The following is a 24652-nucleotide window of genomic DNA, read 5'->3' as shown; positions in this document are numbered from 1 at the left end:
TTCACCGGTGCGCCCCAGGGGTGCCGGGCGATGTCGGGCGCCTGGTGTCGTCGTCATCGTCGGCACGCTCGGTCATGCCCAAGTGCAGTCGGCAGGCGTCCGGTTCGGCGAAGGGCAGCAGCTCGACCCCCTGCGGTGCGCCGCCCAGCGCGGCGAGTCCGGCCCGGGCGAGGCCTTCGTGAACACCGCAGATGACACCGGGGTGTTCACGTGCCGTCTCCACGAACGGGCAGCGTCTCAGGCGGACTTGGCGTGCGTTCTCGTCCGCTTCCGGCGCGAAGCCGATCTCGTCGAGCAGGTCCAGCAGCCGGGTCCGCGCCTCCTTGGGGTCCGCCGACGGCGTCTGCGCCGCGGTGAGGACACGCCCCCAGTCCTCGCCGGCGGCGAGGGCGTCCCGGCGGGGGTCGGAGCTGGAGCGGGCGATCTGCGCGGCGAGAACGGCGGCGAGCCCGGCGTATTCGCGTGCGGGTGACTCCTGTGGCGGGCGGGCCCGGTAGCGGAAGGCGGGCCGGCCACGGCCGGAGGGGCTGGACCGTTCACGCACGGCGAGGTCGTCGTCGACGAGGGCGTCCAGGTGCTCGCGGACGGTGTTGACGTGCAGCGCGCACACCCGGGCGAGCGCGCTCGCGGTGACGGGGGCGGCCTGGCCGCGCAGGTACTGCAGGACACCGCGGCGCTGCCGGGACAGCGGTACGCGGTTCGTTCCGCTGCCGGGAAGCGGCCCCTTATTTTCCACGGTCATGTCCGTAGTATATTGCAGTCACGGGCCCGACCTGAACGCGGACGGGCTGCCGGCCGTCGGAAGGACGACGCTCATGAGCACCCTGACCATCGCATCGGACCCGCAGGACGCGGCGGCCGCCGAAGCCGTCGAGGCGCACCACACGCAACTGGCGGGTGACCTGGCCGGGCGGGTCGCGATACTGATCGAGGCCGCCGACCGCGAGCCGGCGGCGGTCGACCGGGTCCGTACGGACCTGGTGTCCTTCTGCGACCGCGACCTGCTGCCGCACGCGGCCGCCGAGGAGAAGGCGCTCTACCCCGTCGCCCACGACCTGCCCGCCGCCCGCCTCCTGATCGACGGCATGCTCGCCGAGCACCGCAGGCTGGCCGCGCTCGTCGACGCGCTGCGCACCGCCGCTTCGCCCGTGCGGGCGGCGGCCGACGGCCGGGCACTGCAGGTGCTCTTCGAGGAACACCTGGAGAAGGAGAACACCCTCGTCCTGCCCCTGCTGGCCGGCGCCCCCGACATCTCCCTCTCCGGACTCCTCGCGGGTATGCACGAACTCCTCGGCCACGAGCACGGCACTGCCGGCGAAGCGGCCACCACCGGAGGCGGCTGCGGAGGCGCCTGTGGCTGCGGCGGCTCCAACGAGACCGAGGTGCCCGAGCTGGACGTACGCGAAGTCCCCCACTCACTGAGGCACGCCACGGTGTTCGGCGCGATCGCCGCGGTGCCCTCCGGGCAGTCGATGGTCCTGGTGGCGCCGCACGACCCGCTGCCTCTGCTGGGCCAGATCGAGGACCGCCACCCGGGCGCGTTCGCGGTGGAGTACCTCCAGCGCGGCCCGGAGGCATGGCGTCTGCTGCTCACCCACCGCTGACCGGGCGGCTCTCGGTAAAATGGGGTGAACCCGGAACATCCACTTCGCAGCAGGGCTACGGAGAAATCGCGCCGCTCAAGACCCGGGCGGCCCGCTGACCGCCACCACGGACGTACACCACGGTCGAGCCGCCGTCCTCGCCGGCCGGCTGGAGGAAGGTCGGCGGCCATCACCGCGGGACGTTGGCGGCTTCCACGCCAACTGCCCCACAACCAGGGGACCTTCACCGTCCAGAGAAAGTGACGAGGGGTGACCGTGCGAACGAACATCATCCGGCACGAGAGCATGATGGTGAGCTACGACGTGGTCAACGGCTGGGTCGTCGCCGAGGTCGACGGTGAGGTCGATGCCCACACCGCCCCCATGATCCGCGCGGCGGTGATCAAGCTCCTCGATGAGGGGTACCGCCACTTCGTCCTGGACCTGGGCTTCGTCACCTTCATGGATTCGATGGGCCTGGGCGCGATGGTGGCGATCACCAAACGCATCCGTGAAAGCGAGGGCTCGCTGCGTATCGCGTCCGTCTCCGGCCGGGTGCTGCGGCTCTTCGAGCTCAGCGGCATGCGCAAGACCTACGAGATCTACCCCTCGACGGTGGAAGCGGCGCAGACCGCCCCCTCGCCCGGCAGCCTGGCCCGCTGGCCGCATCCGTCCCCCGGCTGACCGATCCCGGCTCCGCCACGTCCGAGACCAGCGCAAGTCGGTCCACCCCATCATCAGGGGCCGCCCTGCCGACACGGCGATGAAAGGCGCCACCACGATCCGGCCTGGCTCCCCGGTGAGGCCGTGCCTCGGCGACCTCCCGCCGGCTGGGAGCTGCCACTACCTACGTGGCAGCAAATGACGGTCGCGGGGCTGTGAGCCGGCCACACAGCCCCGCCGGGCGTCACGCGCGCCGGCGAGGGCCCATGGCTGCGACAGGAGTGGCTACGCCGTGGTTCGACTGACGGGGCCTACGAGCTTCCAGCCGCTCTGCCACGACCACCCGTTGCGGGCGTTGAGGGTGATGTTCAGGAACGCCATTTCCTCCAGCGCGCGTGCCATGCGTAGACCGCCGACATCGATCGGCCGGAACCCCAGTGAGCCGAGCAGCTGCGCCACCGTGGCCTTGGCCGCCTCGTCGTCGCCCGCGTAGAAGCCGTCCAGCGGCTGACCATCCTCACTGGGATTGCTCAGCCGCGAGGCCAGAATCGTGTTGAACGCCTTGACCAGCTTCAACTGCGGCGCGGCCGCAGCCAGTTGCTCGGCGTGGCTGATACCGGAGGTGGTCAGGTCGCTGAACGTGTCGTTGAGCGGGTTGGTGACATCCACGACCGCTGTGCCGGGAGCGGCGGCGTCACCCAGCCGGCCCAGCACCCCAGCGGCGGCTGCGGCCGGTACGGCCAGCATCACCAAATCCGCGCCTTGGACAGCCTCCGCCGGGTCGGCCGCGACTGCGGCACCGGCCTGCTCGGCCACCTTGGCCGCGTGGGCCTGGTGCGCGGCAGCGACGGCGACCTCGTGGCCCGCCGCGGTGGCCGCCGTGGCCAGGCCGCCACCGACGTTGCCGGCCCCGATGATCCCAATACGCATGATGACCTCCTCCACCGTGGTTGGCGCAGAGCAGCCGAGTACCCGCGAGAGAGGGGCAGGACACGATGCGGGGAGCTGCGCCGGGCCGCATTCATCCCAACCGCGCGGCCAGACAGCACTGCACGGCCACGGCCGGTTTCCTTCGCAGGCCACGGCGGTCAGGCCCGCGCCATCGCTCACAGCCTGGCGTGCGCGCCCGGGCCGGTGCATCAGGGCCTGCTTGAGATGGGGGTCGGGTCGCCGCGCCGGTGAAGTGCCACGGCCAGCGGAGCGGCGGTGAAGACGGAGGAGTACGTGCCGACGGCCAGGCCGATCAGCAGGGCCAGGGCGAAGTCGGTGAGCGAGGACCCGCCGAGTACGGCGAGAGCGGTGAGGATGAACGCGGCGCCCATGCCGGTGTTCACCGTGCGGGGCAGCGTCTGCAGGATCGCCTGGTTGGCGATGCCGGACAGCGGCGCCTTGGGGGATCTTCGGGCCAGTTCCCTGACACGGTCGAAGAGGACGACGGAGTCGTTGACCGAGTAGCCGATGACAGTGAGCAGGGCGGCAAGGAACACCCCGTCGAGGGGCTTGCCCAGCCAGGCGAAGACGCCTACGAGGATCACCGCGTCGTGGACGAGGGCCGCGACCGCGGCGGTGCCGAACAGCCAACGGAAGCGCGCCGCGAGGTAGACGAGCTGCGTGGCGAGGGCCACGGCCAGCGCGATCAGGGCGCCCCGGCGCAGCTCGTCGCCGAGGCTGGGGCCGATCAGTTCGTCACGGACCTTGTCCGCCCCGTCGGCGAGGCCGCGCACGGTGCCGGTCACCTCGGTCTCCTCGGCGTTGGTCAACCGATCCGTGCGCACCGTCAGGTTGGTGTCACCGGAGGAGTGCACGATCGCACGGGGGAATCCGGCGTCCGCGAGCGCCGTTCTGGCCCGGTCGGGATCGACGGGAGCGCTGGTGGCGTACTCGATGAGACGGCCACCGGTGAACTCCACACCGAGGTCGACGCCACGGACCGCGATGCCCGCGGCGGCCAGGACGAGGGCTGCGGCCGAGGTGGCCAGCCAGCGGCGGGGACGACGCATCGGGTGGGGGTTGCGGCGGGTGAGGCGGTCGCGGACGGCGCCCGTATTGGCGATACCGGTGAGACCGGGACGGCGGCGCAGGACGGGGCGGGCGACGGCGTACTCGGCGAGCACGCGTGTGATCACCAGGGCGCTGAACATGGAGGCGAGCACGCCGATGCCGAGGGTGACACCGAAGCCCCGTACGGGCCCGGACGCGAGGAAGAACAGCAGAGTGGCCGCGATCAGCGTGGTGATGTTGGAGTCGGCGACGGCACCGAAGGCGTTGCGGAATCCGGCCGCCAGCGCCGAGCGGGTACTTGCGCGGCGGCGGGACGCGTACTCCTCACGGGCGCGTTCGAAGACCAGCACGTTGGCGTCCACGGCCATGCCGATCGCCAGGACGAAACCGGCCAGTCCCGGCAGGGTCAGGGTGGCGCCGAGGGCGGCCAGGGCGGCGTAGGAGATGAGCCCGTAGCAGGCCAGGGCGACGGCCGCCAGTACACCCATGAGCCGGTAGACGCCGATGATGAACAGCGAGGTCAGCGCCGTGCCGATGGCCGCAGCCCAGGCGCTGGCGGTGATGGCCTGCGCGCCCAGGGTCGGTCCAACGGTGCGCTGCTCGACGGTCTCGACCGGCACGGGCAGCGCCCCGCCGTTGATGAGCAGGGAGAGCTCACGGGCTTCCTCGGGGTTGAAGGAGCCCGTGATCTGCGTGGCGCCGTCGCGGATGCCGGTGCCGCACGGGACGGCGGGGTCCACCTGGGGTGAGGAGATGACCCTGTCGTCGAGGACGATGGCGACGCGCCGCGCCGGCTCACCCGCCGGGTGGCACGCGGCCTCGCCGGTCAGGCGGGCCCAGCCGTCGCGGCCGCGGCCATCGAAGTCGATGGTGACGTGCCACCCGGCGCCGCTCTGCTGGTCGAAGCGGGCGGCGGCCTCCTTGACGTGTTCGCCGGTCAGGGCCGCCGCCCCGAGGCGCAGTGATGTACCGGTCTCGTCGGGCAGGACACGCTCGTTCGGCCGCTTGGGAAGGGGCGGGGAGGTGTCGTCGGCGCGGTCGGCTGCGCCGAGCACGGGGTGGAAGGTGAGCTGCGCGGTACGGCCCAGGACATCGGCGGCCTTCTTCGGGTCCTGTACGCCGGGCAGTTCCGCGATGATCCGGTTGTCGCCGGAGCGGACGAGGGTGGGTTCGGCGACGCCGAGCGCGTCGATGCGGCCGCGCAGCACCTCCAGGGTGCGGTCGGTGGTCTCGCGGTCGGCGTCGATGGTGGCGGTGGAGCGGGTCTGCAGCACGATCTGGGTGCCGCCACGCAGGTCGAGTCCGAGGCGGACCGGCACAGTGACGGCGATGTACAGGGATACGGCGATCACGGCGAGGGAGAGCAGTGCCTTCACGCGCAGGGAACGGCGCAACGGAGCCTCCGGCAGGTGCACCGGGCCACGCGGGCGCGCGGTCGGGTGCTGTCGAGGTGAGGGCAGGAAAAGGGGATGTCAGTTGCCGGAGGGCGCAGGGGGTCCTCGCCCACGGTCATCGTGTGCGTGGGGCCGGGACGAGGGAAGGTGCCCACCGGACGCCGGGGGCTGCGCGCGGGCGGGTGGCGTGGTGCCCGTGCCCTGGGCGCAGGCGGTGAGATCGCAGCGCGGAGCGGGGTGCTCGCGGTGCGTCTCAGAACGGGTCGCCACCCGGAGTACGCCGGCGGTGTCCCGTCCGTCGTCGGCACGCGTTCCGGTATCCCGGTGGTGGTCGACCGCTGCCGCCGCGACTGCTGTACCGCCCCTCGCCGCGTTTGCCGGGCCGGCGATGCCGAGTGTGGCCACCAGCGCCAGCAGGGCCAGCACGATGGCCGCCGGCACAGCGGCGGCCGGGGGCCGGGGGCTGCGGGGGTGGGGGCGGTGCTCGCGGCGTGGTGCATGCACCGTCCCCTTCGCTGGTGATGTGTGGTGTCGGTTTCCCCGTGACAGGTGGTGCGGGCTTCCTGATGATGCGTGGTGCGGGCCGGGGTCAGGGTTCGATGAGGCCGACGCGGATGGCGTACCGGGTGAGTTCGAGACGGTCGCGCAGGCCGAGTTTCTGCAGCAGGTTGGCGCGGTGGCGCTGCACTGTCTTGATGCTGATGAACAGCAGGTCGGCGATCTCCTTGGAGGAATGCCCCTCGGCCACCAGCTTGAGGACCTCTTCCTCCCTCGGAGTCAGGACCCGGTCGGGGGTTTCCTCGCCCTGGCGCGCGCGGTCGAGGTAGTTGCGGATCAGCGCGGTGACCGCGCCGGGATACAGGAAGGGCTCGTCTCTCATCGCGGCCCGGCAGGCGGCGACCAGGTCCCGGTCGGCGACGGACTTCAGCACATACCCACTGGCCCCGGCCTTCAGGGCCTGGAAGAAGTACTGCTCGTTGTCGTGCATGGTGAGCATCAGAATCCGCAGGTCCGGCTTGAGGGCGGCCAGTTCGCGGGCGGCCTGCAGGCCGGTCATGCGGGGCATGGCGATGTCGAGCACCGCCAGGTCGATGTCGTGGGTGCGGGCCATGTCGATGGCCTCGGCGCCGTCACCGGCCTCCGCGACCACTTCGAGGTCCGGTTCCTGATCGAGGATGAGTCTCACCCCTCGGCGGACCAGTGCGTGATCGTCGGCGAGCAGGATGCGGATCGTCCCGGCGGGCGAGGTCGGTTCAGTCATCGTCGGGCTGCTTCCTGGCATCGGGCGCGGTGAGCTGGACGCGGGTGCCGCTGCGGGGGGCCGGGGTGATCTCAAGGCCGCCCCCGATGAGCAGCGCCCGCTCGCGCATGCCGCGAATGCCGGCGCCTTCGCGGAGCGCCTTGATGCCGGAGCCGTCGTCGGTGACCGTCAGCACCACGCCGTCATCGGCGTGGCGCAGGGCGACGGTGACCTGTTGGGCGTCCGCGTGCCGGGCGACGTTGGTCAAGGACTCCTGGGCCACGCGGTAGAGCACCAGTTCCGTCTCCGAGGCCAGAACCGGCAGATCGGCATCGAAACGGCGGGTGACCCGCAGCCCCGTATGGGTGGCGAAGTCCTCGGTGAGCGAGGTCAGTGCGCTGACCAGACCCAGGTCGTCCAGCGCACCGGGTCGCAGCCGGCGCACCAGGCGGCGGATCTCGTCCAGGCTTCCTCGGGTGATCTCCTGCACCTCGTGGATGTCCTCGCGCAGCGGTGCCGGAGCACCGTCCGCGGCGCGTTTGAGTCCCAGCAGGATCGCGGTCATGCTCTGGCCGACCTCGTCGTGCAACTCCTGCGCGATACGGCCGCGTTCGGCCTCCTGGGCCAGCAGCGCCCGGGCACTGCTGGTGGCCCGCTCCTGCTCCAGCCGCTCCAGCATGGCGTTGAACGTACGGATCACCTCGGCGACCTCGCCGCCGCCGGAGGCGGGCAGGCGCTGGCCGGGGCGCAGCAGGTCCACGGTGGTCATCAGCTTCCTCAGCCGGTCCAGCGGGGCCAGACCGAGCCGCAGCAGGGCGGCATTGGCGACCAGCATCACGGCCAGGCCACCGACCAGGATGATCGCCTCGGTGAGCACAACCGGCACCGAAACGGTCACCGGCGCCCACAGCAGCAGCGCCGTGGCCGTTCCCAGCACCACGGCGTTCAGGGCGAAGATCCGCCAGAACAACGACACCGGCCCTGCGCCTCCCCTTCTGGCGTCATCTCCACTGTGACCGCCATCGTCCACCGTGCCAGGTGCTTGAAGTGGTCCCAAGGCCAGCCTGCCCCGTCCCGAGTGCCCAGTCGATGGGCCCCGGACCCCATTTCCCGGCTCGCGCGACACCCATGACGTCGCCGCATGGATCCCGTGGCCCCCCGTAAATGGGGCCCGCGCCCGATAGGTATCCGTCGTCGGCCCGGACAGGCTGGAGGGCACCGGGCCGGCAGACAGGTTCGGCCCGGCCCCGCAGCACCACCCACCGACTCGCGGTACGGCACCCACCCCGTGCGGTGCGCTTCCGCGCAGTGGACGAGTCCTCACGAAAGGGATCGACGATGGCCCTCGATGTCCCCAGGACCGAACCCCATCTGTTCGAGGCACGCCGGCGCCTGGAACACGCCCGCAGTACCCGGCTGGCCCAACTGCAGGCCCTCGACGAGACCGGGTACACCTCGGAGGACTACCTGCTGTCCGAGCAGAAGACCGCCATGGAGCGAACCCTCAAAGAGATCGACAAGGCCTTCACCCGTATCGAGAACGGCACCTACGGAACCTGCCTGGACTGCGCCAGGCCCATCCCCGCGGAACGGCTGGAGATCCTCCCGTACACCCGCCTCTGCGTCGCCTGCCAGCGGCGCGCCACCTGACCACCGTCCGTCTCCATCCTCTGCGCCATGCCCTCCGAGGGGTGAAGTGGTGAATTACCAGACCATCAGCCAGAGCACGGCACCGCTGTCGGCCGACGACCATGCCGCCCTGCGCGAGAACCTGCACGAGCAGCGCCTGTTCCGACAGGAGCAGCTGCGCCGGCTCGCCGGACCGGTCACCTCCCGCACCGAGGACCGGCTCCAACAGCGGGCCGCCTCCCAGATAGAGGTGCACATCAAGCTCGCCGCCTCCGCCCGCATGGTCCTCGCCGACGTCGAATCAGCCCTTGCCCGTATGGATGACGGCACGTACGGCCGCTGTCGCCTGTGCCGCCGCGCCATCGAACGGGAGCGGCTGATGATCGTGCCGCAGGCCCGTTACTGCGCCCGCTGCCAGCAGGTCAAGGAGGCGATCCCATGACCGGCGCGTCCCACCCGCACACCGCCGCCCCGCACCGGCCCTGGCCGGTATGCCGGGGCTGCTGCGGCATCGCCCTGGACATGGGCAGCGCCCGCACCCGGGCCTGGCTGGCGGGCAGAGGTGTCGTGGTCGACGTGCCCACCGTGACCTTCGCCGGGACGGGCGCGCTGTATCCCGTCCAGCGCGGCACCATCGTCGACACCCCGGGATGTGCCCGCATGCTGCAGCGCCTCCTCGCCGACCGCCTGCCCCGCGCCACCCGCCCCATGGTCGTCCTCACCGCTCCCGTCCTGGACGGCGTCGCCTACCGCACGGAGGCTCGTACGGCGGTCGACGTACTGCGGCCGCGGTGCGTTCTGACCGTGCCCAGCGCCCGGGCCATCGCCGTGGCGGCCGGGGCGGACCTGTCCCGTCCGCTGATGGTGGTGGACATCGGCGCCCACCTCACCGAAGTCGTCCTGCTGGACGACGGGGCCGTCGCCGACGCACGCCGTACCGCCCTGGGCACCGAGGACCTCGGCGCATCCGCCACACCCGAGCGGATCGCCGAGGCCGTGGCCTCAATGCTCACCTCGATGCTCCACCAGGACCGCACCTCGCTCACCGTCGACGCTCTCCACCGCCGGATCCTCCTGGCGGGTGGAGGCGCCCTGCGTCCCGAGATCACCCATCACCTCACCGGACGGCTGCACGAGCCGCCGCGCGTGGTCCCGGCCCCGCACACAGCAGCCGTACGCGGCGCCGCCGAACTCCTGCAAACCGCTCACACCCACCCCTCCACTGCCCGCCATTGCCTGCCAACTGCCGACCGCCGCTAAGGCTTTGCCATGGATCGCCCGGGGTATCCGCCGCATCCGCCGCGTCCACTGCCGAGAAGGAGGACACATGCCCGGCCGCACTCCCCCGCCGCCGGCTCCGCAGGAGCTGCCCCGGGTTGCGTTCTGGCGTCTGCGGCGCAATCCCCTGCGTCGCCGCAGTGACCGGCTCCAGGGATGGATCGGGCTCGGCCTGGTGCTGGCCGCACTGGCAGCCACTCCCGCCGCCGTGTTCCTGGTCGGCGACGCCGCTCGCCACCACTACACGCGCATCGCCCAGCACCAGTCCGAGACCCGTCACCGGGCCATCGCCGTCCTTCTCGAGGACGCCCGGCGTCATCCCGAGCCCGGGTCTGCCGAAGCCAAGAAGACCCGTTATCCGACCAAGGTCCGCTTCACCGATTCCCGCGGGCACCCTCGTACGGCCACCGCCGATGTCGAGCCCGCCAAGCCCAGGGGCAGCATCATCCGCGTCTGGACCGACACCGGCGGACGGATCACCGCCCCGCCCCTGGACCCCAGCGAGATCCGCGGTCGCGCCGTGGACTCAGGCATCATCGCCGCCCTCGGCGTCCACACCACCGCAGCCGTCGTCTACGGCATCGCAAGCCGCGTCCTGCACCGGCACAACCTCGCCGCGTGGGAAACCGCGTGGGCCGAAACGGCACCCCGATGGACGACATCGCCGTAGCCCCGTCCCATCGCGCGGTCGGCACCAGCCCCGCCGACTGGGCCAGTGCCGACCGCAGCCCCAACCCAGCGGAGTTCGAACCGGGTTGAGGTAATACAACTGTCCCGAACGGTGAACCTCATGCGGCCGACCCCGGAGGGGCGGCCCACCCGCTCGCATCAACCCGCCGAGTGTCCGGTCAGGACGCACCAGTTCATGTCGTCTGGATCACCCACGGTCAGACCCACCATCAAGTGCCCTTTGTCCAGGCAGAGGTTGAACGGGGTCTCTTCGTTTCCCATGGTCACATCGAGTTCTTGCTCGGCTCCGGACTCGTACATGTCCCAGGTGCCGTCGCCGCTGAGGCTGTCCACGGTCTTGCCGTGGAGATCCATGTCGGTGGGGATACCGGCGGCGGAGGCCGATCCATCGGGCCTCAAGGTCAGCGTGGTGTCGCAGTCCTGAGCACGCCAGGTGCCGACGAGCCGAGAAGCGCGGACGTTCTGCGCTTGCCGATAGCCGCCCCATCCGATGCACGCGGAGACCGACAGCGCCATAGGGGCCGAGATCAGCGCCCACTTCCATGCTCGGCCGTTCAACGCCGCCCCCTTCGTCCTGATCGCCTGATCTCAGGCTTCTGGCAGACCAGGCGACGGGGGCGGGGTACACCGTTCAGCGTTCAGGTCAGACCCGAGGCCCGGCGGGGCAACCAGCGTGCCGGACGGGCCTGCCGCCGTTCCGGGCCGTGGCGCGAGCCGATGCCCTCGTCCTCGCATCCGACCCACATCGAGGGATCGTACGGAGTGCGGGGAATGAAGACGATCTGTGGCTGCACGCGCTCCACGACCGGCTCCCCGGCCGCCATGCTCTGCCGCAACAGGTCCAGATCCTCCCGCAGGTGGTCGGTGTCCACTCGGACGCGACGGACGTCCGGGTCGTCTCCGAGGGGGATCTGAAGCCGATCCACCGCACGGACCAGGTCGTCGAGAGCATGCCGAGCTTGTGCCAACTCGTCTTGAACCGACATCGATCCCTCACCTCCGGACGTGTCCGTGACGGCACGTGCCCGCTCCGCCACGGCGCGCTTGAGCATCGTGCGTCCATGGTGTCCGGTTCGGTGTGGTCCGCGTAGGGGCCGTCAGGCCCATCGGCGAAGGCCGAACAGCCGGGCCGGACGTCGGGGGGCGGCCCGGTGCAGCGCGGTTGCGGCGTTGTCGGGGCCGGCGTTCGCACGTCCCCGACAGGCGCCTCGGTGCGGACCTCAGTCCGTCCCCGCCCCACCGAGGTCGGCGTCCGGCCTCCGCGAGGTGTGTTCGATGTGGCGGACGTGTGCGTCGGGGCCGGGGAACACGAGAGTCACCCCATTGGTGTCCGACCAGCGCACGTCGTAGGGAGGCGTTCCGTCCTCGTGGTGGACTCCGACTATCTCGCCGTCGCGCTTGGTGACTCCGGTGGTGGGGCTTTCGACGACAAGTACGTCACCGAGTTCAGCTCGCATGATCGTCACCCGCTTCCTCGAACCGCTCCTGTGTCCAACGTGACACCTGGGGGGAGCGGCCGCATGGGCTCAGGAAGCCCGATCGGAGGGGCCGGACGGACCTGTTTCCGGGCCGTCCGGCCCTGAACGGGTCCTGGGTGGCTCTCCTGCCGACGCGCTGCCGCTGACACGCTTGATGTGTGACCCGCCGGTTGCCGCGAAGGGAGGACGACATGCAGCACCGTACTGTTGCCGACCTGATGACCCATGACGTCGTCCGGGCCAGGCAGGACACGCCGTTCAAGGAGATCGTCGAGCTGCTGGCCGAGAACGGCATCACCGCGGTACCGGTGGTGGATGAGATGGACCACCCCCTGGGCGTGGTGTCCGAGGCCGACCTCCTACGCAAGTGCTCCGCCGACACCGATCCGTCCAGCGGGACGCCGCTACCGCACCTGGAGACGTGGGAGCAAGCCAAGGCCGAGGGTGCCACGGCCGGAGAGCTGATGACGGCCCCTGCCGTCTGCGCGCGTCCCGAGTGGACCGCGGTGGAGGCGGCACGCCTGATGGCGCTGCGGAACGTCAAGCGTCTGCCCGTGGTGGACGAGGCGGACCGGCTCAGGGGCGTCATCAGTCGCGGCGACATCCTGCGGATCTTCCTGCGCCGGGACGACGCCATCCGCGACGAGATCACCCGAGACGTACTGCTGCGGACGCTGCACCTCGCGCCCTCGGAGGTGACAGCTGACGTACACGAGGGGAAGGTGACCCTCGAAGGGTCCGTCGAGGCGGACAGCCTGATCCCCATCATCGAACGGCTCTGCCGCAACGTTGACGGCGTGGTCTCGGTCTCCGCACACATCGGCTGCCGAGACGTCTCCCGGACGGCTTCTGCCAATGAGCGAGGCCCACGGAACAACTCGCCTCTGTGATCCGACGCTTGCACCGGACCGCGGAACCGCGTCGCGGCGGCTCCGTACGCCACAGCGGATCTGGGCGGCCTTTCCGTGATCCGCAAGTGAGGCGCGACGACGACGGGGGGCCACTGTGCGTGCACGGACCGGCTACGGGCCGGCCGATCGCGCGGCCCATCGACTGCACCGCGGCACCACCGACCGATGAGCCGACCACTGGCTGGCGCGGCACGCCGAGTGACAGCATCCAGCCACTCTGGACGGGACAGTGCTCACACAGGCACTTCCGTCAGCCCCGTCGACAGCCATCGCACCACCGACTCCGCGCTGTACTCCTGGCCTTCGGGGGCCAACTGGCGGAGGAAGCCGAGGTCCTGGCCGATGGTGACGATGGGGGGTTCGACCACGCCGTGCGGGCGGCGTTGTCCGAGCCCGATGGCGGCCAGCAGCCCGTTGCACAGGCACTTCCGGCCCGTCGTCTGCTCGACGGCGCCACCCTTGCGGACGTACATCGCGGCAGGCTCCGCAGGGCAGCGGTAGGCGACGGCGCCTTGCTCGGTGCGGTAGGGGGTGCGCAGATAGCCGAGGTCGCAGAGCCGGCGGCGCGCCGCGCTGACGGCCGGGTCGGCCAGTGTGCCGGGCAGGTCGGCGACCTTGAACGGGAAGCTGGTCGGGGAGGCCGCGGGATCGTTGTGGACGGTCAGTTCCGTGCGCAGCTCCCGCTCGACCAGCCGGCGCCGCAACGGCGCTTCGAGGCCGGACTCCTCGCAGAGCGCGAAGACGCTGCCGAGTTGGACGCCGGCGGCTCCCAACGCCCGTGCCCGGCGCAGGTGTTCCGGTCCGCACTGGCCGCCCGCGATCCAGAAGGGCAGGCCAAGGGCGGCCATCTTGGCGAAGTCCGGGATGTCCCGAGGGCCGTAGACGGGGTCGCCCTGCTCGTCCAGGCGCATCGGTCCGCGCGGCGGCGCGCTGTGTCCGCCGGCGCCGTACCCTTCGACGACGAAGCCGTCGGGCGTGGTCTGTGCCGAACGGCTCAGGTATGACGCCAGGGCCGGGAGCGAGACGATGGCCAGGACGTCGGGGCGACGCAGGGGCCCCGGCTGCGCGCCGCCCAGCACCGAGGCCGGGTCGAAGGGCAGCTCTACGGGCGTGTCGTCACCCTCGATGTCCAACCGCGCGGTGACGGGCTTCAGTTGGGCGAGCCTGGTCGCGATGCCCGGGATCTGCGCGGGAATGCCCGCGCCGACCAGCACGTAGTCGACACCGGCCAGGATGGCGCCGAACATGGCGGGCGCCGTGGCGAGTTGGACCTTCGCCAGGTAGTTGACGCCGACCCGTCCGTCGTGGCCCTCCTTGGCGAGCCACACCTCACAGAAGTTGGCGACGACCGTCAACTCCCGTGCCGCGCAGGTCTCGTCGGCCGTCAGCCGGGGTGTGGCGGCGTACCGCTCGTCGGCGCCGATCCCGCCCTCGACGAAGTAGCGCTGCCGTATGGAGTCGGCGAGTTCCGGTACGGGGAAGGCGGCCAGGGCCCGCCTGAGGTGACCGCCGGGGTCACCGCTCTGCAACGTCCGGATCAACAGGGTGTCCAGGGCGGTGCCGGAGACGACGCCCAACTGCCCTGCGCCCGCGACGGACCTGGCCAGGCGCCAGCCGGACACCCCCACCCCCATCCCCCCTTGGATCAGCCAGGGCAGGTCGGTTTTCGTCCCGGGTGTGCTCATGGTTCCTCGCAAGGATGATCGCCGGTTCGGAACACCTACTTACGGTTCCGTAACCTACGCTACCGTAACCATGTGCGGCACTTCAGGGGGTCGGTTCGCTGATCTGCTGGGTGCCGATGACGGCGAGGAGGTCCAGGGCATCGGCGCTGTCGGTGCCGACCGCAGGGGTGAACCAGAGCAGCCGCTGCCGGCCGTCTTCGCTGAACAGGCTGAGGCAGTTGACCTCGATCAGGCCGAGTGTGGGGTGGTTGAGCCGCTTTCGGTCATTGCGCCGGAACGCGACGTCGTGGTCGGCCCACAGGGCGGCGAACTCGGGGGAGGTGCCGAGCAGCGAGCTGATCATCGAGCCGGCTTCGGTGTCTTTGCTGTCCCGTCGGGCGGCGGCCGCGCGCAGGTCGGCGACGAAGGCGCGGGACTGCTCGCCGTGGTCGGCCTCGGGATACAGGCGGCGAGCGGCGGGGTCGGTGAACCATCGGTGCACGAAGCTGGCCCGGGAGCCCCGGAAGCCGGAGTGGTCCCCGAGCAGCGCCACCGCGAGCGGGTTCTGGACGAGAGTGACGTGCAGGTCGGTGATGACCTGTGCGGGTGTCGTCGTCAGGCGAGTGAGCAGGTCGAGCATGCCGGGGTGGACGTGCGAGGCGGCCGAGCCGTGCGCGGGCACCGGGCGGTCCGCCAGGTGGTAGAGGTAGTCGCGCTCGTCGGCGGTCAGGCGCAGTGCCCTGGCCAGCGCGGCGACCATCTGCTCGGAGGGCTGGGACCCGGCTCCGCGTTCGAGCTCGTTGTAGTAGTCCACCGAAGCTCCGGCGAGCTGCGCGACCTCGTCGCGGCGCAGTCCGGGCACCCGGCGCCGGGGGCCGGACGGCAGTCCCACGTCGGCCGGACGGATGCGCTCACGCCGGGAACGCAGGAAGACCCCCAGCTCGGTGTATTTCCCAGAACCCATGCCTGCCATTGTGCGTCCGGCCGGAGCGGCGGAACCAGGGGATGTCATCCCCTGGTTCCGCCTGCCAGGGCCGCGCATCGTGGAGGACATGACCAAGAACCACAGCACGCCGGCGGCCGATCGGGTCGCCGTCGTCACCGGCGGATCGCGCGGCATCGGCCGTGCGGTCTCCCGCCGGCTCGCACAGGACGGCCTGGCCGTCGTAGTCAACTACGCCCGGGACGACGCCTCCGCCGAGGAGACGGTGGCGGCGATCACCGCCGCCGGCGGCCGGGCGATCGCCGTACGGGCGGACGTGGCGGACGAGAAGGAGGTCGACGCGCTGTTCGACCGGACGCAGGAGGAGTTCGGCGGCGTTGACGTCGTGGTGAACTCGGCCGGCCGGATGACCCTCGCGCCCATAGCCGACCTCGACCTCGCGGCGCTCGACGCCATGCACCGCACCAACATCCGCGGCACCTTCGTCATGGCGCGGCAGGCCGCCCGGCGACTGCGCGCGGGCGGTTCGTTCGTGGGGTTCTCGACATCCGTGGTGGGCACGCAGTTCCCGACCTACGGCGCGTACGCGGCCAGCAAGGGCGCCGTCGAGTCGATGACCATGATCCTCGCCCGCGAGCTGCGCGGACGGGACGTCACCGTGAACACCGTCGCCCCGGGCCCCACGGCCACCGATCTGTTCCTCGAAGGCAAGGCGCCCGAGCAGATCGACCGGCTCGCCAAGGCCCCGCCACTGGAACGGCTGGGCACCCCGCAGGACATCGCCCAGGTGGTCGCCTTCCTCACCAGCCCGGCAGGGCACTGGGTGAACGGCCAGATCCTGCGCGCCAACGGAGGCATGGTGTGACGAACCAACCCGACGTCGTGATCGTCACCGGTGCGTCCAGTGGCTTCGGAAACCTCACCGCACGCGCCCTGGCCGAGGCCGGCCACATCGTGTACGCGGGCATGCGCGCCACCACGGACCGCAACGAACCCGCCGTCGCCGCGCTCGCCCGGTTCGCGAAGGACCGCGGCGTACAGATGGCCGCCGTGGAGATGGACGTCCAGGAACAGGACTCGGTGGACGCCGCCATCGACCACGTCATGACCGAGCAGGGACGTATCGACGTGGTGGTCCACAACGCGGGCCACATGGTCCTCGGGCCGGCCGAAGCGTTCACTCCCGACCAGCTCGCCGAGGTCTACGACATCAACGTGCTGTCCACGCAGCGCGTGAACCGCACGGTGCTGCCGATCATGCGCCGCCGGCAGCGGGGCCTGCTCGTGTGGGTCGGTTCCTCCTCGACCCGTGGCGGACACCCTCCCTTCCTGGCGCCCTACTTCGCCGCCAAGGCAGCCATGGACGCCCTCGCCGAGAGCTACGCCGCCGAACTGATCAAGTTCGGCATCGAGACCACCCTCGTCATTCCCGGCGCCTACCCGAGCGGCACCAACCACTTCGCCCACGCCGGCACCCCCGCCGACCCCGGGCGAGCCGCGGAGTACGACGAGCTGTACGGCCGGCTCAGGGACACCATGGCCGAGACCCTGAGCGAGATCTTCCCCGCCGGACGGGAGGTCGGGGAGGTGGCCGACGAGATCGTCCGAATCATCGGTCTGCCGCACGGCGAACGCCCCTTCCGCACCCACATCGATCCCAGCCGCGACGGCAGCGAAGTGGTGTCGACCGTGTACGACCGGATCCGCGCGGAGTTCTTCCGCCGCGTCGGCATCGACGCACTGCTCACCCCTCACGCCGGCCTCTGACCAGCACCCCCCAACAGGAAAACCCGTTCAAGGAGAAACACTCATGCCTTTCGCCAACTTCAAGGTTCCCGCGGGCACCATCAGCGCCGAGGACAAGAAGAAGATCGTCGAGCGCACCACCGACCTGTACGCGGAGATCTACGGTGAGCGGGCCCGTCCCAACACCGTCGTACTGATCGACGAAGTCGTCGACGGTGGTTGGGGGTTCGGCGGCACCGTCCTGACCGCTGCCATGCTCAACGGCGACGCCTGACCCCTCACCGTGCAGGTGGGACTCCCGTCCGTGCGCGGAAGGTGCGGCGGTAGGTGTCCGGGGGCACGCCGACCGTTCGGTTGAAGTGACGGCGCAGGGTCGTCGCGGTGCCCATGCCCGTGGCCTCCGCGATGCTGTCGATCGTGTCGTCGGTCTTCTCGAGCAACTCCTGGGCGCGGCGGATCCGTTGGGTCAGCAGCCACTGCAACGGGGTGGTGCCGGTCGCCGCACGGAAGTGGCGGCCCAGGTTGCGCGAGCTCATCCGCGCCCGGCGCGCCAGGTCCTCCACCGTCAGCGGCTGGTCGAGGCGCTCCAGGGCCCACGGGAGCAGGGCGGCGAACGGGTGGTCGTCCCGGGCGGCCACCGGCGTGGTAACGAACTGGGCCTGGCCGCCGGCGCGGTGGGGCGGTACGACCAGTCGGCGGGCGGCGGCGTTGGCGACGGACGAGCCGTGATCGAGACGGATGATGTGCAGGCACAGGTCGAGGGCGGCGGCCTTGCCCGCGGAGGTGAGCACGCTGCCGTTGTCCACGTACAGCACGTCCGGGTCGACCTCCACCGCGGGACAGCGGGCGGCCAGGGCCTCGGTGTGCGCCCAGTGCGTGGTGGCCCGCTTGCCGTCCAGCAGGCCCGCCGCGGCCAGCACGAAGACGCCCGTGCACAGGGAGGCCACGCGCGCCCCCGCCTCGTGGGCCGCGCGCACGGCGTCCACCAGGTCGGCGGGCGGGTCCGCGTCGATGTCGGCCCAGCCGGGGACGATCACGGTGTCGGCGCTGCGGAGCCGGTCGAGTCCGTGGTCGGGCTCCAGCCGGAACGGGCCGAACCGTATGGCGTCCGGTCCGCAGACGTCGAGGTCGTACCAGGGGCCGGCCACTCCAGCCGGGGCGGTGCCGAAGATCTCGTACGCCAAGGACAGCTCGAAGTGCAGCATGCCGTCGGTGACCGCCAGCGAGACAGAGCTCATGTCCGTAATTGTACGGGGCATGTCGTTTCGGACACTGGTGGTGGGGTGTCCGCCCCGTGAGGATGGCCGCTGTCGATCGTTCGAGAGCGGGGGCAGGCCATGGGATCAGGGCAGCTGGTGGCGGTGTACGGCGCGTACGGCCACACGGGGCGGTTCGTGGTCGCACACCTGCAAGAGCGCGGATTCGTACCGGTGCTCTGCGGCCGCGACACCGGAAAGCTGACGGAGCTGGCGGCGTCACGGCCCGGACCCGAGCCCCGTACGGCATCGGTCGATGATCCGGCCTCCCTCGACCGCGCACTGGCCGATGCGGCCGCCGTGGTCAACTGCGCCGGTCCCTTCGCCACGACCGCCGGCCCCGTGATCGACGCGGCCCTGCGCGCCAAGATCCCCTACGTGGACGTGGCGGCCGAGATCGAGGCCAACGCCGACACGTTCGCGCGCTTCGCGGACCGCGCTCGGGCCGCGGACGTGGCGGTCGTCCCCGCGATGGCCTTCTACGGCGGTCTCGGCGACCTCCTCGCCACCGCCGCGATGGACGACTGGACCGCGGCCGACGAGGTGCACGTCGCCTACGGACTGAGCGGCTGGCACCCCACGGACGGCACCCGCGCCGCGGGCAAGGTCTCCGGGGAGCGGCGCAACGGGCGGCGGGTGCGGTACACGAAGGGGCGGCTGGAGTACCACGACGATCCCCTGCCCACCCTGACGTGGCCGTTCCCCGACCCGATGGGCCCACGGACCGTCATCGGGGAGTTCACGATGGCCGACGTCGTCACCGTCCCCAGCCACTTGGCCGTCCCCGAGGTCCGCACCTACATGAGCACCGAGGCGGCCGGTGATCTGGCCGCCCCGGACACACCGGCGCCGACCGCGGTCGACGAACGCGGCCGGTCCGCGCAGACGTTCGTCGTCGACGTCGTCGTCCGCTCCGGCGGCGTCGAGCGGCGAGCCGTGGCAAGGGGCCAGGACATCTACGCGGTCACCGCGCCGCTCGCGGTGGAAGCGGTCGACCGCATCCTCACGGAACGGATCAGGACGGTCGGCGTCGCCTCGGCCGGCGAGATCTTCGACGCGCCCGGCTTCCTCCGCGCGCTGTCCCCGCACATCGTCCTGGACCTGCGTCCATAGAGCGCGGGCGCGCACTGAGTTCCACCAAGAACCGGGCGGCGGCGTCCACGACACTCCTTCTACTGTGGGCGCGAGGACCACCCGGCCACGAGGAACGCCATGCCCGACAGCCCCGCCCCGATGCAGCCGGGAACCAGCCGAAGCACGTCGGCGACCATCGCTCCGAACATCCTGCGCTGCCTGAGTCCGGTCACCGACGCGTACGGGGTCGATCTCCGGCCCGAACTGAACCGGGTCGGGCTGGACGAGGCGATGATGCGCTCGGCGGCGCTGCGGGTCTCCTACCGCCAGGGCAGTGCCGTCATCCGGCGTGCGCTGGAGCTGACCGGTGACGCCCACCTGGGCCTGCGGGTGGGCGCCGCTCAGCACCTGACCTCCTGGGGGCTTCTCGGGTTCGCCCAGATGGCGGCCCCCACGCTGCGGGAGGCAATCGAGACCGGCGTGCGCTTCCAGAACCTGTCCGGGGCGATGGTGGTCTGGTCGGCCCGGCCGGAGGAAGCCGGCTACGTGTTGCGCACCGAACTGCCCGATCCGGCCCTCGATCCACCGGTCGCGGTCTTCCTGGCGGAGGAGGCGTTCGCCAGCGTCGTTACCCTCACACGGCTGAGTTTCGGGCCGGAGTTCGCGCCGCGGGTCGTCGACTTCGCCTATCCCTCCCCTCGCGACACCGGGCCGTTCACGGAGTTGTTCCGCTGCCCGGTGCGCTTCGGCGCCGAATCGAACCGCCTGGTGTTCGCCACGTCGTGGGCAGGGCGTCCGATGCCGGGCCGCGACCCGGTCACCCACACCGCCGTCGTGGAGATTCTCGAGGAGCAGGTGGCGTCGACGCGGGACCGGCAGGACCTGCTGGAGGGGCTGGAGATCTCGATCGCCCAGGGCCTGCCCGAGGTGCCGTCCATCGTCGAGCAGGCCCGACGGCACGCCTTGAGCGAGCGCACGCTGCGCCGTCGGCTGGTCGAATGCGGCACGACGTACGAGGCGGTCGTCGACGGAGTGCGCCGCGAACGGGTCGAGCAGTTGCTGCGCCGGCCGGAGCTGACCCTGCGGGACATCGCCCGGCAGGCGGGCTTCTCCGACGTCCGCGCGCTGCGACGGGCGGTGCACCGCTGGCACGGGGTGACCCCGGCCCGGCTGCGCGCGGACACCGCCGACCGGTGAGGCGCGCGCCGGTGTCGTACGGACCGACATCGCCGCCGTGCCGCGGCGTCAACGCGTGCGGATCCAGACGGTTTTCTCTCTGGTCCACTGCGCGAAGGCGTCGGTGGACTTCTCCGCTCCTCCGAATCCCGACTGTTTCCACCCTCCGAAGGGAGTCGTGATGTCGCCTTCGCTGTAGGCGTTGACGGAGACCACCCCGGCTTCGACAGCTCGCGCGAGCCGGAAGGCGGCGTCGAGGTCGCGGGTCCACACCGAGGCGGCGAGCCCGTATTCGGTGTCGTTCGCCAACCGCACCGCCTCGTCCTCCGTGGTGAAAGTCTGGACGGTGACGACTGGACCGAACAGTTCCTTGGTGAGTACGTCGCTGCCCGCCGGGGCCCGGCTGATCACGGTGGGCGGGTAGTAGGCACCGTACGGCGGCAGACCGTGCGGCAGACCGCCGGTGTGGATGTGGGCGCCGGCGGAGCGGGCCGCGTCCACCGCGGCGGCGACCCGGTCGAAGGCGGCACGGCTGATGAGCGGCCCCACCTGGGTGCGCGCGTCGGCGGGGTCGCCGACGGTGAGTTTCCCCGCGGCGGCGGTGAACTGGTGCAGTACCTCCTCGGCGATGCTGCGGTGGACCAGGACGCGGGAGCCGGCGGTGCAGTTCTGCCCCATGGTCAGGAACGCTGCCTCGATCATGTGGTCGATCAGTTCGATGCCGTACGCGAGCGCGTCCGGCGTGAGGATCTGGGGGCTCTTGCCACCCATCTCCAGGCAGACCCGCTTGAAGTTGGACTCGGCCGCGTCGGTCAGGATGCGGCGTCCGGTGGCGGTGGATCCCGTGAACGACAGGGCGCGCACCAGCGGGTTGCGGGCCAGCGCCGTACCGGTGACGGTTCCGCTGCCGGGCAGGACCGTGAGCACGCCGTCCGGCAGTCCCGCCTCGGTCGCCAGGGCGGCCAGGTGCAGGGTCGAGCGGGGGGTGGCCTCGGCCGGCTTGAGCAGCAGCGAGTTGCCGGCGGCGAGCGCGGGGCCGACTCTCCAGGCGGCCATGGCGAGCGGGTAGTTCCAGGGCAGGATCGCGGCGGCGACCCCGACCGGCTCACGGCTCACCAGGCCCAGGCTGTCGCGACCGGTGGGAGCGACGCGGCCGAAGACCTTGTCGGCGGCCTCCGCGAACCACCGGATCGACTCGATCGCTGCGGGCACGTCCCCCGTACGGCACTCCGTGATCGGCTTGCCCGCGTCCTCGCAGTCCAGCCGGGCCAATGTCTCGGCGTGGCGCCCCATGAGGTCGGCCAGGCGCAGCAGGACTGCGGCTCTCTCCCGCGGGGGCCGGCCGGCCCACACGCCGCCGGCGAAGACGGCCTGGGCGCGCTCGGCCGCCCGTACGACGTCATGCTCGCTCGCCGCCGGCAGGGTCGTGATCAGTTCCCCGGTCGCGGGATTGACGACGTCGAGCGTCTCCTCGACACGGGTGTCGCCCGACCGGCTCATGCTTCCTCCACCAGTTCCCATCGCCCGCCGCCGAGCTGGCGGGCCAGCCCCCTGCGACGCAGATCCTCCAGATAGCGGGCCATGCCCCGCTCGCCTCGTTTACGGAACAGCGGGAAGAGTCTGGGCAGCAGGTTCGGTGCCAGCATCGCGAACCGCACCAGTCGAGACTCTCCGGAGCGGACGTAGGACTCCAGGCGGGGCTTGTCGAGCAGGCTCACCACGGCGTGCACGACATCGGACGGTTGCTGCGGCGGGTCCTGGAACTGCATGGAGTTCCCGCCGTCGACCGCCTCCTGCCGCAGCATGCGGGTGTCGGTCGCCGACGGCAGCACCGAACCCGCCTGGATGCCCTTGTCCCTCAGATCGAGCCCGATGGCGAGCATGGCACCGCGCAGTCCGAACTTCGACGCGGTGTAGATCGGGGTCTCACCGAGCGGGAAGATCCCGCCCAGCGACACCGTGGTGACCACGCGCGGGTCGCCGGAGGCCCGTAGCAACGGCACGGCGATCCGGGTGGTGACCAGCGGGGCGACCAGGTTGACGTCGATCTCCCGCTCGATGCTCTCGACACTGCGCACGTCGAAGCGCTCCGCGCTGGTCATGCCCACGTTGTTGACCAGGACGTCGATACGGCCGTGGGTGACGGCGACGCCGTCGAGCATCCGCTGCACGGCGGCGCCGTCCAGTAGATCGCAGCCCACCCCGGTGTGCCCGCTCCCGGGCAGTTCGGCGGCGGTCCGTTCGGCCCGCACCTCGTCGATGTCGACCACGAGGACGCGTGCCCCGCCTGCCGCGAAACGGTGGCACAGGGCGCTGCCGATACCACCGGCGCCGCCGGTCACCAGGATGACCTTGTCACGGAAGTCGTACGTCATGACGCCACCGCCTCCTGCCGCACGGACGTCGCCCGCGGTGGCAGACCCGCGGTGCGCCAGCCCATCCCGTCGGCGACCTTGCCGAGGTACTTCACGAAGGCGTCGCTGTGCACGTAGCCGATGTGGCGAGGAGAGTCGACGAACTTCAGTCCGCCGGACAGGTCCGGCCGGTCGCTGCGGACCAGGCGGGCGAACCGTTCGGCGGTCGGCAGCCCGGCCCTGGAGTCCTGAATGAAGGAGGCGATCAACTGGGCCTGGCTGTCGAAGAGTTGGTAGGCGCCGGAGTTGGTCTCCACGAAGCCGACGCCGAACAGGCCCTCGTGGTCGCGGGAGAAGGAGGACAGGTAGAGGTCGGGGTGCTGTTCGTCGCCGAAGTACCGCTGGGCGACGGGGACTTTGTGGACGTATCCCGTCGCCAGCAGGATCAGGTCGAAGTCGTCGCTGGTGCCGTCGGTGAAGTGGACCGTCCGGCCCTCGGCGCGGGCAATGCCTGGCCGGGCGGTGATGTCCCCGTGCTGGAGGTGGTGGATCAGCAGCGAGTTGATGGCCGGGTGGGTCTCGAACAGCTTGTGGTCCGGCTTTTGCAGACCGAGCCTGCGCGGGTCACCGTTGACCAGCCGCAGCAGGCCGCCGAACAGCTTCTGCTGCAACCACATCGGAAGGTGGGGGCCGCCCGCGGCGATGGTGTCCACCGGCCGGCCGAACAGGTGCTTGGGAATGAACCAGTAGCCCCGGCGCATGCTGATCGCCGCGTGGTCGGCGGACCGCGCCGCATCGCAGGCGATGTCCAGCCCGGAATTGCCCGCGCCCACCACCAGCACACGCTTTCCCTGCAGTTCCGCGCTGCTGCGGTAGGTGACCGTGTGCCGGATCTCGCCGGTGAAGTGGCCGGGAAGATCGGGGACGTTGGGGTGCCACTGCGACCCCGTGCACACCACGACCTGCCGGTGTGTGCCGGCCCGGCCGTCGGCCCGGATGACCGTCCAGGTGCCGTCCGGATTCTTCTCCACGCTGCGGACCTCGGTGCCGAAGTCGATCCGGTCCGTGAGCCCGTAGGCATCGGCGAACGACGTCAGGTACGACAGGATCTGGCGGTGCGGCGGGTAGTCGGCGAAGTGGTCCGGCATCGGATAGCCACCGAACCCGGACAGCGACTTGCTGGAGATGAAGTGGGCCGACTCGTACATCGGGCTGCCCGGGTTGTCGATGTCCCACAGCCCACCCGGCCCGGTGTGGCGTTCGATGTGCGTGTACGGCAGGTCCCGCTCGGCCAGCGCCCTGGCGACCGCCAGTCCCGCGGGTCCGGCACCGATCACACAGGTGTCGTGCTGGTTCTCACTCACTGTCCCGATCCCTTCTTCGATGCAGCAGGGGTTGCGGGGAACCTATGCACCGCTCGATCGGCGGGAACTGACCCCTGCGGCCACAGAGGGGACCGCAGCGGCCAGCGACAGGCCGCTGCTGTCCGGGGCCCGGATGCGGTGACCGGGATCACACAGGTCAGGTGCATCGTGGCGTGCTGTCCAATGTCTTTCCACAGATGTAGGGGCC

The 24652-nt window shown here is 71.0% G+C and carries 25 protein-coding genes and 1 pseudogene; 12 read left to right on the top strand and 14 right to left on the bottom strand.

The annotated features are described in order from the left end of the window. Nucleotide 1 precedes the first annotated feature (1 nt). Nucleotides 2-742 carry a metalloregulator ArsR/SmtB family transcription factor gene (locus tag FBY22_RS16385; RefSeq protein ID WP_142146312.1) on the bottom strand — a complete coding sequence of 247 codons (741 nt, stop codon included), beginning with the start codon at nucleotides 740-742 and terminating at the stop codon, nucleotides 2-4. A 73-nt stretch (nucleotides 743-815) separates the two neighbouring features. On the opposite strand from FBY22_RS16385, the gene FBY22_RS16380 reads away from it, so the two are divergent. Together FBY22_RS16380 and FBY22_RS16375 are read left to right on the top strand one after the other, a co-directional pair. After that, a complete protein-coding gene (locus FBY22_RS16380; RefSeq protein ID WP_142146310.1) occupies nucleotides 816-1604 on the top strand; it encodes a DUF2249 domain-containing protein in 789 nt (262 codons plus the stop codon). A gap of 255 nt (nucleotides 1605-1859) precedes the next feature. Next, nucleotides 1860-2267 (top strand): STAS domain-containing protein, encoded by a 408-nt coding sequence (locus tag FBY22_RS16375; RefSeq protein ID WP_142146308.1) that lies wholly within the window; start codon nucleotides 1860-1862, stop codon nucleotides 2265-2267. Between the two features lie 264 nt (nucleotides 2268-2531). On the opposite strand, the gene FBY22_RS16370 is transcribed toward FBY22_RS16375, so the two are convergent. The 4 genes from FBY22_RS16370 to FBY22_RS16355 form a co-directional block, all read right to left on the bottom strand. Further along, nucleotides 2532-3386, bottom strand: coding sequence for an NAD(P)-binding domain-containing protein (locus FBY22_RS16370; RefSeq protein WP_142146305.1), 855 nt, complete (start codon nucleotides 3384-3386; stop codon nucleotides 2532-2534). Beyond that, nucleotides 3386-5641 carry a protein translocase subunit SecD gene (gene secD, locus FBY22_RS16365; protein ID WP_142146303.1) on the bottom strand — a complete coding sequence of 752 codons (2256 nt, stop codon included), beginning with the start codon at nucleotides 5639-5641 and terminating at the stop codon, nucleotides 3386-3388. The genes FBY22_RS16370 and secD overlap by 1 nt, the downstream gene beginning before the upstream one ends. A gap of 589 nt (nucleotides 5642-6230) precedes the next feature. After that, on the bottom strand, nucleotides 6231-6902 hold the full coding sequence (locus tag FBY22_RS16360) for a response regulator transcription factor (RefSeq protein ID WP_174267162.1): 672 nt from the start codon (nucleotides 6900-6902) through the stop codon (nucleotides 6231-6233). Then, nucleotides 6895-7857, bottom strand: a complete 963-nt coding sequence (locus FBY22_RS16355) for a sensor histidine kinase (RefSeq protein ID WP_142146299.1) — start codon at nucleotides 7855-7857, stop codon at nucleotides 6895-6897. The genes FBY22_RS16360 and FBY22_RS16355 overlap by 8 nt, the downstream gene beginning before the upstream one ends. A 362-nt stretch (nucleotides 7858-8219) precedes the next feature. Between FBY22_RS16355 and FBY22_RS16350 the strand changes: the two genes are divergently transcribed. The 4 genes from FBY22_RS16350 (at nucleotide 8220) to FBY22_RS16335 (ending at nucleotide 10458) form a co-directional block, all read left to right on the top strand. After that, nucleotides 8220-8531 (top strand): TraR/DksA C4-type zinc finger protein, encoded by a 312-nt coding sequence (locus FBY22_RS16350; RefSeq protein ID WP_142146297.1) that lies wholly within the window; start codon nucleotides 8220-8222, stop codon nucleotides 8529-8531. Between the two features lie 46 nt (nucleotides 8532-8577). After that, nucleotides 8578-8952, top strand: a complete 375-nt coding sequence (locus FBY22_RS16345) for a TraR/DksA C4-type zinc finger protein (RefSeq protein ID WP_142146295.1) — start codon at nucleotides 8578-8580, stop codon at nucleotides 8950-8952. After that, nucleotides 8949-9770, top strand: a complete 822-nt coding sequence (locus FBY22_RS16340; protein WP_142146293.1) for a rod shape-determining protein — start codon at nucleotides 8949-8951, stop codon at nucleotides 9768-9770. The genes FBY22_RS16345 and FBY22_RS16340 overlap by 4 nt, the downstream gene beginning before the upstream one ends. Nucleotides 9771-9837: 67 nt before the next feature. Next, nucleotides 9838-10458, top strand: a complete 621-nt coding sequence (locus tag FBY22_RS16335; protein ID WP_142146291.1) for a hypothetical protein — start codon at nucleotides 9838-9840, stop codon at nucleotides 10456-10458. A gap of 158 nt (nucleotides 10459-10616) precedes the next feature. Here FBY22_RS16335 and FBY22_RS16330 read toward each other — a convergent pair whose 3' ends face one another. From FBY22_RS16330 to FBY22_RS16320, 3 genes and pseudogenes are all read right to left on the bottom strand, one after another. Continuing rightward, entirely contained in the window at nucleotides 10617-11036 is a 420-nt protein-coding gene (locus tag FBY22_RS16330) for a hypothetical protein (protein WP_142146289.1), read from the bottom strand. 80 nt (nucleotides 11037-11116) lie between these two features. Further along, nucleotides 11117-11464, bottom strand: coding sequence for a hypothetical protein (locus tag FBY22_RS16325; protein ID WP_142146287.1), 348 nt, complete (start codon nucleotides 11462-11464; stop codon nucleotides 11117-11119). A 264-nt stretch (nucleotides 11465-11728) separates the two neighbouring features. Further along, a pseudogene (locus tag FBY22_RS16320) lies at nucleotides 11729-11935 on the bottom strand (DUF1918 domain-containing protein); the annotation flags it as partial. 212 nt (nucleotides 11936-12147) lie between these two features. On the opposite strand from FBY22_RS16320, the gene FBY22_RS16315 reads away from it, so the two are divergent. Beyond that, nucleotides 12148-12846 (top strand): CBS domain-containing protein, encoded by a 699-nt coding sequence (locus tag FBY22_RS16315; RefSeq protein ID WP_142146283.1) that lies wholly within the window; start codon nucleotides 12148-12150, stop codon nucleotides 12844-12846. A gap of 254 nt (nucleotides 12847-13100) precedes the next feature. Here FBY22_RS16315 and FBY22_RS16310 read toward each other — a convergent pair whose 3' ends face one another. Together FBY22_RS16310 and FBY22_RS16305 are read right to left on the bottom strand one after the other, a co-directional pair. Further along, complete coding sequence (locus FBY22_RS16310) at nucleotides 13101-14552, bottom strand: nitronate monooxygenase (protein WP_142146281.1); 1452 nt, start codon at nucleotides 14550-14552, stop codon at nucleotides 13101-13103. Nucleotides 14553-14634: 82 nt separating this feature from the next. After that, complete coding sequence (locus FBY22_RS16305) at nucleotides 14635-15504, bottom strand: helix-turn-helix transcriptional regulator (RefSeq protein WP_174267161.1); 870 nt, start codon at nucleotides 15502-15504, stop codon at nucleotides 14635-14637. Nucleotides 15505-15583: 79 nt separating this feature from the next. Between FBY22_RS16305 and FBY22_RS16300 the strand changes: the two genes are divergently transcribed. Genes FBY22_RS16300 through FBY22_RS16290 form a run of 3 tightly spaced genes read left to right on the top strand, consistent with a single transcriptional unit; the run spans nucleotide 15584 to nucleotide 17494 of the window. Continuing rightward, nucleotides 15584-16339 (top strand): SDR family oxidoreductase, encoded by a 756-nt coding sequence (locus FBY22_RS16300; RefSeq protein ID WP_142146277.1) that lies wholly within the window; start codon nucleotides 15584-15586, stop codon nucleotides 16337-16339. Continuing rightward, nucleotides 16336-17241 carry an SDR family NAD(P)-dependent oxidoreductase gene (locus FBY22_RS16295; protein WP_142146275.1) on the top strand — a complete coding sequence of 302 codons (906 nt, stop codon included), beginning with the start codon at nucleotides 16336-16338 and terminating at the stop codon, nucleotides 17239-17241. Before FBY22_RS16300 ends, FBY22_RS16295 begins: the two co-directional genes overlap by 4 nt. A gap of 43 nt (nucleotides 17242-17284) precedes the next feature. Beyond that, nucleotides 17285-17494, top strand: coding sequence for a 4-oxalocrotonate tautomerase family protein (locus FBY22_RS16290; RefSeq protein ID WP_142146273.1), 210 nt, complete (start codon nucleotides 17285-17287; stop codon nucleotides 17492-17494). Between the two features lie 4 nt (nucleotides 17495-17498). Here the strand turns inward: FBY22_RS16290 and FBY22_RS16285 are convergent, their stop codons facing one another. Further along, nucleotides 17499-18458, bottom strand: a complete 960-nt coding sequence (locus tag FBY22_RS16285) for a helix-turn-helix domain-containing protein (RefSeq protein WP_142146271.1) — start codon at nucleotides 18456-18458, stop codon at nucleotides 17499-17501. A gap of 99 nt (nucleotides 18459-18557) precedes the next feature. Between FBY22_RS16285 and FBY22_RS16280 the strand changes: the two genes are divergently transcribed. Both FBY22_RS16280 and FBY22_RS16275 read left to right on the top strand, forming a co-directional pair. Continuing rightward, nucleotides 18558-19589, top strand: coding sequence for a saccharopine dehydrogenase NADP-binding domain-containing protein (locus FBY22_RS16280; protein ID WP_142146269.1), 1032 nt, complete (start codon nucleotides 18558-18560; stop codon nucleotides 19587-19589). 99 nt (nucleotides 19590-19688) lie between these two features. Next, on the top strand, nucleotides 19689-20747 hold the full coding sequence (locus tag FBY22_RS16275; RefSeq protein ID WP_142146267.1) for an AraC family transcriptional regulator: 1059 nt from the start codon (nucleotides 19689-19691) through the stop codon (nucleotides 20745-20747). A gap of 48 nt (nucleotides 20748-20795) precedes the next feature. Here the strand turns inward: FBY22_RS16275 and FBY22_RS16270 are convergent, their stop codons facing one another. Genes FBY22_RS16270 through FBY22_RS16260 form a run of 3 tightly spaced genes read right to left on the bottom strand, consistent with a single transcriptional unit; the run spans nucleotide 20796 to nucleotide 24444 of the window. Further along, nucleotides 20796-22226: an aldehyde dehydrogenase family protein gene (locus FBY22_RS16270; RefSeq protein ID WP_174267160.1), complete on the bottom strand. Its 1431-nt coding sequence runs from the start codon at nucleotides 22224-22226 to the stop codon at nucleotides 20796-20798. After that, nucleotides 22223-23101, bottom strand: coding sequence for an SDR family oxidoreductase (locus FBY22_RS16265; protein ID WP_142146263.1), 879 nt, complete (start codon nucleotides 23099-23101; stop codon nucleotides 22223-22225). Before FBY22_RS16265 ends, FBY22_RS16270 begins: the two co-directional genes overlap by 4 nt. Further along, nucleotides 23098-24444 carry an NAD(P)/FAD-dependent oxidoreductase gene (locus FBY22_RS16260; protein ID WP_174267159.1) on the bottom strand — a complete coding sequence of 449 codons (1347 nt, stop codon included), beginning with the start codon at nucleotides 24442-24444 and terminating at the stop codon, nucleotides 23098-23100. The genes FBY22_RS16265 and FBY22_RS16260 overlap by 4 nt, the downstream gene beginning before the upstream one ends. Nucleotides 24445-24652 lie beyond the last annotated feature (208 nt).

The sequence above is a fragment of the Streptomyces sp. SLBN-31 genome (genome assembly GCF_006715395.1).
In the GTDB taxonomy this organism is placed as follows: domain Bacteria; phylum Actinomycetota; class Actinomycetes; order Streptomycetales; family Streptomycetaceae; genus Streptomyces.
This window is presented reverse-complemented; position numbering and strand designations above follow the sequence as displayed.

Coding starts and splice junctions, on each gene's coding strand:
- FBY22_RS16385 (WP_142146312.1), bottom strand. CDS start 742: ATGACCGTGGAAAATAAGGGGCCGCTTCCCGGCAGCGGAACGAACCGC.
- FBY22_RS16380 (WP_142146310.1), top strand. CDS start 816: ATGAGCACCCTGACCATCGCATCGGACCCGCAGGACGCGGCGGCCGCC.
- FBY22_RS16370 (WP_142146305.1), bottom strand. CDS start 3,386: ATGCACCGGCCCGGGCGCGCACGCCAGGCTGTGAGCGATGGCGCGGGC.
- FBY22_RS16360 (WP_174267162.1), bottom strand. CDS start 6,902: ATGACTGAACCGACCTCGCCCGCCGGGACGATCCGCATCCTGCTCGCC.
- FBY22_RS16350 (WP_142146297.1), top strand. CDS start 8,220: ATGGCCCTCGATGTCCCCAGGACCGAACCCCATCTGTTCGAGGCACGC.
- FBY22_RS16340 (WP_142146293.1), top strand. CDS start 8,949: ATGACCGGCGCGTCCCACCCGCACACCGCCGCCCCGCACCGGCCCTGG.
- FBY22_RS16335 (WP_142146291.1), top strand. CDS start 9,838: ATGCCCGGCCGCACTCCCCCGCCGCCGGCTCCGCAGGAGCTGCCCCGG.
- FBY22_RS16325 (WP_142146287.1), bottom strand. CDS start 11,464: ATGTCGGTTCAAGACGAGTTGGCACAAGCTCGGCATGCTCTCGACGAC.
- FBY22_RS16315 (WP_142146283.1), top strand. CDS start 12,148: ATGCAGCACCGTACTGTTGCCGACCTGATGACCCATGACGTCGTCCGG.
- FBY22_RS16310 (WP_142146281.1), bottom strand. CDS start 14,552: ATGAGCACACCCGGGACGAAAACCGACCTGCCCTGGCTGATCCAAGGG.
- FBY22_RS16305 (WP_174267161.1), bottom strand. CDS start 15,504: ATGGCAGGCATGGGTTCTGGGAAATACACCGAGCTGGGGGTCTTCCTG.
- FBY22_RS16300 (WP_142146277.1), top strand. CDS start 15,584: ATGACCAAGAACCACAGCACGCCGGCGGCCGATCGGGTCGCCGTCGTC.
- FBY22_RS16290 (WP_142146273.1), top strand. CDS start 17,285: ATGCCTTTCGCCAACTTCAAGGTTCCCGCGGGCACCATCAGCGCCGAG.
- FBY22_RS16285 (WP_142146271.1), bottom strand. CDS start 18,458: ATGAGCTCTGTCTCGCTGGCGGTCACCGACGGCATGCTGCACTTCGAG.
- FBY22_RS16280 (WP_142146269.1), top strand. CDS start 18,558: ATGGGATCAGGGCAGCTGGTGGCGGTGTACGGCGCGTACGGCCACACG.
- FBY22_RS16275 (WP_142146267.1), top strand. CDS start 19,689: ATGCCCGACAGCCCCGCCCCGATGCAGCCGGGAACCAGCCGAAGCACG.
- FBY22_RS16270 (WP_174267160.1), bottom strand. CDS start 22,226: ATGAGCCGGTCGGGCGACACCCGTGTCGAGGAGACGCTCGACGTCGTC.
- FBY22_RS16265 (WP_142146263.1), bottom strand. CDS start 23,101: ATGACGTACGACTTCCGTGACAAGGTCATCCTGGTGACCGGCGGCGCC.